5 protein-coding genes and 1 pseudogene are annotated in these 6,255 nt (G+C 71.6%); 3 read left to right on the top strand and 3 right to left on the bottom strand.

The window, feature by feature from the left end; translation table 11 throughout:
- Window positions 1-239 (bottom strand): annotated as a pseudogene (locus VFW79_RS03645) (alpha-L-arabinofuranosidase); the annotation flags it as partial.
- Between the two features lie 163 nt (window positions 240-402).
- Here VFW79_RS03645 and VFW79_RS03640 point away from each other — a divergent pair.
- The 3 genes from VFW79_RS03640 (at window position 403) to VFW79_RS03630 (ending at window position 2,893) form a co-directional block, all read left to right on the top strand.
- Window positions 403-1,005, top strand: coding sequence for a hypothetical protein (locus tag VFW79_RS03640; RefSeq protein ID WP_329675953.1), 603 nt, complete (start codon window positions 403-405; stop codon window positions 1,003-1,005).
- A 256-nt stretch (window positions 1,006-1,261) separates the two neighbouring features.
- Complete coding sequence (locus VFW79_RS03635; RefSeq protein ID WP_329675950.1) at window positions 1,262-1,882, top strand: DUF47 domain-containing protein; 621 nt, start codon at window positions 1,262-1,264, stop codon at window positions 1,880-1,882.
- A 6-nt stretch (window positions 1,883-1,888) separates the two neighbouring features.
- Window positions 1,889-2,893: an inorganic phosphate transporter gene (locus tag VFW79_RS03630; protein WP_329675949.1), complete on the top strand. Its 1,005-nt coding sequence runs from the start codon at window positions 1,889-1,891 to the stop codon at window positions 2,891-2,893.
- A gap of 56 nt (window positions 2,894-2,949) precedes the next feature.
- On the opposite strand, the gene VFW79_RS03625 is transcribed toward VFW79_RS03630, so the two are convergent.
- Together VFW79_RS03625 and VFW79_RS03620 are read right to left on the bottom strand one after the other, a co-directional pair.
- Window positions 2,950-3,912, bottom strand: coding sequence for an NUDIX hydrolase (locus VFW79_RS03625; protein ID WP_329675948.1), 963 nt, complete (start codon window positions 3,910-3,912; stop codon window positions 2,950-2,952).
- 8 nt (window positions 3,913-3,920) lie between these two features.
- Window positions 3,921-6,239, bottom strand: a complete 2,319-nt coding sequence (locus VFW79_RS03620) for an RNA degradosome polyphosphate kinase (RefSeq protein WP_329675952.1) — start codon at window positions 6,237-6,239, stop codon at window positions 3,921-3,923.
- Window positions 6,240-6,255: the final 16 nt, after the last annotated feature.

Below are 6,255 nucleotides of genomic sequence, written 5' to 3'. Positions count from 1 at the left end.
TAGTTCGAGACGAAGTTGCCGCCGGGGTACCGCACCATGCTGACGCCGAGCTCACGCGTGAGCTCGGCGACGTCGCCGCGGAAGCCCTCCGTGTCGGCCGTCGGGTGGCCCGGCTCGAAGATGCCGGTGTAGACCGCACGGCCGAGGTGCTCGACGAACGACCCGAAGACGCGACGGTCGACGTCGCCGATCCGGAAGTCGGGGTGCAGGGTGATCCGGGCCTGCGCGTGGTCGGACATCGGGGGCTCCTGGGTCGGTCGGTCGGCCTTCGTCGGCCGAGTTTGCACAACGTTGTAAACACTAGGGCACGACGGGGTCGATGTGCGCTCGGCGACTGACGTCGCGGACAATCGGATGATGACCGACACAGACGGAACGGCGCGACGGCCCCGACGGCCGGCGATGCTGAGCCCGGCCCAGGCGGACGAGCTGCCGGGCGACCTCGACCCCGCGCTGCGGTCCGAGGTCGCCCACACGACTGCGAGCGCGATCGTGCACCAGGGCCGACGCGGCGGCGACGACCCCGAGCTCGTCGCGCGGCTCGTCGGACTCGTCGAGGCCGAGGGGCTCGACGTGGTGGCGGCCATGTGGGCCGACAGCCCGCCCCGGACCCTGCCCGGCGCGCTCTGGCGCCTGTACGTGCTGCGCGAGTGGGTGCGACGCGACCCGCAGACCCTCGCCGAGCGCTTCCGGCTCGGCGTCACGGCCGCGCCCGTGCACGAGGTCGTCGCCGGGGTCGCCGAGCCGACGGGACCCGCCGAGCTCCGCGACATGGTCGACGCCGTCCTGTCGGGCGTGTACACCGGTGACCTCGCGGTCGCGCTCGAGCGCGGTGCCGCGTTCTGCCGGGTCCTCGCGACGGGCGCGGCGTTCGACGCCGACTACCTCGAAGGAGCCGACGCGAGCGCGGCACAGCGCCTGACCCGCGGGGCGTCCTCGCTGGTCAGGACCGCCGACGAGCTCGAGGAGGCGGCCGGGCTGTGGCGCGCGGAACGCCTCGACTGACCCTCGCAGGGCGGCATCGTAGAATGAGCGACGACGTCGGGCCGCGGTAGCCCCGGGCTCCACACACAGCCGCTCCGAGCGGCCTCCGCGCCGACAGGCGCTCTGCGGTCCGGCGTCGCCCCCAGCACTTCGCTGCCCCCGCACTTCACCCCCTCGACGGCCTCCCGTCCACCTGCTGGCCGCTCACCGCGTTACATGTTCACCTCCGCGTTGCCCTAGCCTGTGGTGACATGTTTCCCCTCCACCGGAGCCCCCTGTGCGCCTGCGCCTGACGCCGCGTGACAACACGTTCTTCGATCTCTTCGCCGCCTCGGCGCAACACCTGGTGACAGGGGCCAACCTCCTCAGCGAGATGCTCGGTGCCGACCGCGCCGGCCGCAAGGAGATCAACAAGCGCATCGGCGAGGCCGAGCACCTGGCCGACGAGGCCACGCACTCGATCATGCGCCGCCTCAACCAGACGTTCGTGACGCCGTTCGACCGGGACGACATCTACATGCTCGCCTCGAGCCTCGACGACTGCATGGACTACATGGAGGAGGCGTCGGACCTCATCGTGCTCTACAAGCTCGAGGAGCTCCCGGCGCGCGTCTCGGACCAGGTCCAGGTGCTCCAGCGGGCCGCCGAGCTCACCGCCGAGGCGATGCCGCGCCTGCGCTCCATGTCCGACCTCGCCGAGTACTGGGTCGAGGTCAACCGCCTCGAGAACCAGGCCGACAAGGCCCACCGCAAGCTGCTCGCCCAGCTGTTCGACGAGATCACCGACCCGATCCTCCTCATGAAGCTCAAGGAGGTCGTCGAGAAGCTCGAGGACGCGGCGGACGCCTTCGAGAAGGTGGCCAACACGGTCGAGACCATCGCGCTCAAGGAGTCCTGAGCCCCGGTGGAGATCGCGCTCGTCGTCGTCGTGGTGGTCGTCGCCCTCGGCTTCGACTACACCAACGGATTCCACGACGCGGCGAACGCCATCGCGACGTCGGTGTCCACGCGGGCTCTGACGCCCCGCGCCGCGCTGATCATGGCCGCCGTGTTCAACCTGCTCGGGTCGCTCCTCGGCACGGGCGTCGCGCACACGATCGGTTCGGGGATCATCGACATCGGCCCAGCGGCCGGGGTGCACGGCCTCGTGATCGTCCTGTCCGGCCTGATCGGCGCGATCGCGTGGAACCTCGTCACCTGGTGGCTCGGCCTGCCGTCGTCGTCGACGCACGCGCTGATCGGTGGCCTCACCGGCGCCGGGCTCGCGTCGGCCACGACCGTCCACTGGGCCGTCATCATGGACAAGGTCGTCCTGCCGATGGTGATCTCGCCGCTCGTGGGCTTCGGGCTCGCGTACGTCGCGATGGTCGGCATCCTGTGGATCGTCCGGAACATGGCACCCACGAAGACCCAGCGACGGTTCCGGCTCGCGCAGACGGCATCGGCCGCCGCCATGGCGCTCGGGCACGGCCTGCAGGACGCGCAGAAGACCATGGGCGTCATCGTGCTCGCGCTGGTCGCGGGCGGCTTCCACAGCGGCACGGACATCCCCCTGTGGGTCAAGCTGTGCGCGGCGTCGGCGATCTCGCTCGGCACCTACTCGGGCGGCTGGCGCATCATGCGCACCCTCGGGCGCAAGATCATCGAGCTCGACCCGGCACGCGGGTTCGTCGCGGAGACGGCAGCGGCCACAGTCCTGTACACGACGGCGTTCGTGTTCCAGGCACCCATCTCCACGACCCACACGATCACCTCGGCGATCATGGGCGTCGGTGCCACGAAGCGGCTGTCGGCGGTCCGCTGGGGCGTCGCCCGGAACATCGGCGTCGCGTGGATCCTGACGATCCCCATGGCGGCCCTCGTCGCCGCGGCCGTCTACACGCTCGTCAGGGTCGTCGGGCTCGTCTGAGGCGCGGTCCGCCCGGGCCGGTCCGCCGGGCCGGCCGAACCTGCCGGGTCCCCTGGTCAGCCGATCGGCGGCCGGTGCGTCTCGGTGGCCACGACCCGCGGCCCCTTCTCGCTGTGCGCGACGTGCGCCACGAGCACCGCACCCGGCTTGAGGTACGGGTCCCTCGAGGGCAGCGCCACCTCGGCCGCGTGCACCGCGTGGGACGCCAGGACCTTGAGGACCGTCGGCAGGACCGGCCGGTGCGTGCACACGACGACGTCGCGGCCGGACCGGAGCAGCCCGTCGACCTCTGCCTCGACCCGCTCGGGTGAGCTGTCGTGCTCCGCCTCGGTGAGATGGACGGAGTCGCGCGGCACGATCGAGGTCGCCTCGGCATACGGCTCGATGGTCGTCCGGCACCGCGCCCAGTGGCTCGTCACGATGTCGGTGACCCCGAACGCCGACAGCACGGGGACGAGGGCCGCGGACTGCTGGACGCCGACCGGCGTCAGCGGACGGTCGAGCTCCGTGCCCGTCCAGGTCGACCGGCGGCGCGCCTTGCCGTGCCGCGCGATCACGACCGCACGCGTCACGAGCCGGCCCTTCGCGTGGGCGTCGACGAGCGCGTTGAGCGGCTCGCAGTCGAGCACGTTCGTGAGCTTCTTGGCGGCGGCGGCGACGTCGAGCCACCGGGTCCGGTCGATCTCGTCGGTCGAGGCGCGGGGCACCGGGGGGCGGGCGATCAGAGCCGCCGCGTCGGGCCGACCGGCGATCTGGGCGGCCCAGTACGAGACGCGCTTGATGCGCCCGTCGACGAGCGGGTACTCGAGCGACGGCAGCGGGATCCCGAGGACGACATCGTGGCCCGTCTCCTCGGAGACCTCGCGGACCGCGGCACCCGGGAGCGACTCGCCCGGGTCGAGCTTGCCCTTCGGCCAGGACCAGTCCTGGTACCGGGGGCGGTGCACGAGCACGACCTGGAGCCTGCCCTGGCGCAGCCTCCAGACCAGCGCTCCGGCCGCCTCGACGACGGGGGGCACAGCAGCCTTCACCGGGCGGCACCGAAGCGTCGACGCTGGCGCGCGATGAGGTCGGTCTGCAGGTTGCGCAGCGGGCCGGTCGGTCCGACGTGGTGGCGGACCCAGGTTCCGTCGGGCTCGAGGTGCCACGACGCGGTCCGGTCGTCGGCCGACTCGGTCAGCAGGTCGATCAGCTCGGTGATCTCATCGGGGTCGGCGATCCGCACGAGCGCCTCGACGCGCCGGTCCAGGTTGCGGTGCATCAGGTCGGCCGAGCCGATGAAGACCTCGGGTCCGTCCGCGCCCCGGGCCGGCACGCCGCCGCTCATGCTCAGCACGCCGTCGGACGAGGCGAACGCGAAGATGCGGGAGTGCTCGAGGAACCGGCCGAGGATCGAGCGCACCCGGACGGTCTCGCTCAGGCCCGGCACGCCCGGTCGCAGCGCGCAGATGCCGCGGACGACGAGGTCGATCGGGACGCCGGCCTGCGAGGCGCGGTAGAGCGCGTCGATCGTGTTCTCGTCGACCATCGAGTTGACCTTGATCTTGATCCACGCCGGCCGGCCGTCCCGTGCGGCGGCGGCCTCCCGGTCGATGCGCTCGATGAGACCCGAGCGCACCGAGCGCGGCGCGACGAGCAGCCGGTGGAACCGCGACTTGGGCGCGTAGCCCGACAGCTGGTTGAACAGTCGCGTGAGGTCCTGGCCGACGTCCGGGTCGCACGTGAGCAGGCCCAGGTCGGTGTACATGCGCGCGGTCTTCGGGTTGTAGTTGCCCGTGCCGACGTGGCAGTAGCGGCGCAGCCCGTCCGCCTCCTGGCGCACGACGAGGCTGAGCTTGCAGTGGGTCTTGAGCCCGACGATGCCGTACACGACGTGGACGCCCGCCTGCTCGAGCTTGCGCGCCCAGGAGATGTTCGCCTCCTCGTCGAACCGCGCCTTGATCTCGACGAGCGCGAGGACCTGCTTGCCTGCCTCGGCGGCGTCGATGAGCGAGTCGACGATGGGGGAGTCGCCCGACGTCCGGTACAGCGTCTGCTTGATGGCGAGCACCGCCGGGTCGGCGGCGGCCTGCTGCAGGAACGTCTGGACGGACGTCGAGAACGAGTCGTACGGGTGGTGCAGCAGCACGTCGTGCGCGCGGATCGCCGCGAAGATGTCGGTCGGGGTCGCGGACTCGACCTCGGCGAGGAGCCGGTGCGTCGAGGGCACGAAGTTGGGGAAGTGCAGGTCCGAGCGCTCGATGTCGGCGATGAGGTGCAGGCCCGTGTGGTCGAGCGGTGCCGGCATGTCGTAGACCTCGGCCGGCACGACCCCGAGCTCGCGCGTGAGCAGCTCCCGGATGCGGGGGCTCGTGCCGTCGGCGAGCTCGAGCCGCACCGGCGGGCCGAACCGGCGGCGCAGCAGCTCCTTCTCCATGGCCTGCAGGAGGTTCTCGGCGTCGTCCTCCTCGACCTCGACATCCTCGTTGCGGGTTACCCGGAACGTGTGCTGCTCGAGCACGTCCATGCCCGGGAACAGGTGGTCGAGGTGCTGGGAGATGACGTCCTCGAGCGGCACGAACGACGTGGGCCCGAGCTTGCCGCCGGTCGTCTTGGCGGTCGGTGCGCTCGGGCGGCCCTTCGCGTCGACCGCGATGTAGCGGGGGAGCAGCGGCGGGACCTTGACGCGGGCGAAGTGCTCCTTGCCGGTCGCGGGGTTGACGAGCATCACGGCCAGGTTGAGCGAGAGCCCGGAGATGTACGGGAAGGGGTGCGCCGGGTCGACCGCGAGCGGCGTCAGCACGGGGAAGATCTGGCGGCGGAAGTACTTGTGCAGGCGCTCTTGCTCGGCCTCCTGCAGCTCGTCCCAGCGCACGAGCGTGATGCCCTCGGCCGCAAGCGCGGGCTGGACCTGCTCGGCGAAGACGCGCGAGTGACGGGCCGTCAGCTCGTGGGCGCGGACGCTGATCTCGTCGAGCACCTGCCGTGGGCTCAGCCCGGACGCGGCGGTCACGGCGATCCCGGTCGCGATCCGTCGCTTGAGGCCGGCGACCCGCACCATGAAGAACTCGTCGAGGTTCGAGGCGAAGATCGCGAGGAAGCGCACCCGCTCGAGCAGCGGCTCGTCGGGGTCCTCCGCGAGCTCCAGGACACGCTGGTTGAACGCGAGCCAGCTGATCTCGCGGTCGAGGAACCGGTCGTCGGGCAGCGGTGTGCGCTCGGTGCGCTCGTACTCGGCCTGCGTCAAGGGGGCGTCGTCGGACGCGATGTGCTCAGCGATGTGCGCTGCGAGCTGGGGGGCGAGCGGGCGGCCGCCGCGCAGGCGCTCGACCACGCCGTCCGGGGCCCGGCCGTTGTCCGTCGCCATGACCTCCTCGACGACC

It is taken from the genome of Cellulomonas sp. (assembly GCF_036279715.1).
Lineage (GTDB): Bacteria > Actinomycetota > Actinomycetes > Actinomycetales > Cellulomonadaceae > Cellulomonas_A.
Note: the sequence above shows the minus strand (reverse complement) of the source record. Positions and strands in the feature narration are given on the sequence as shown.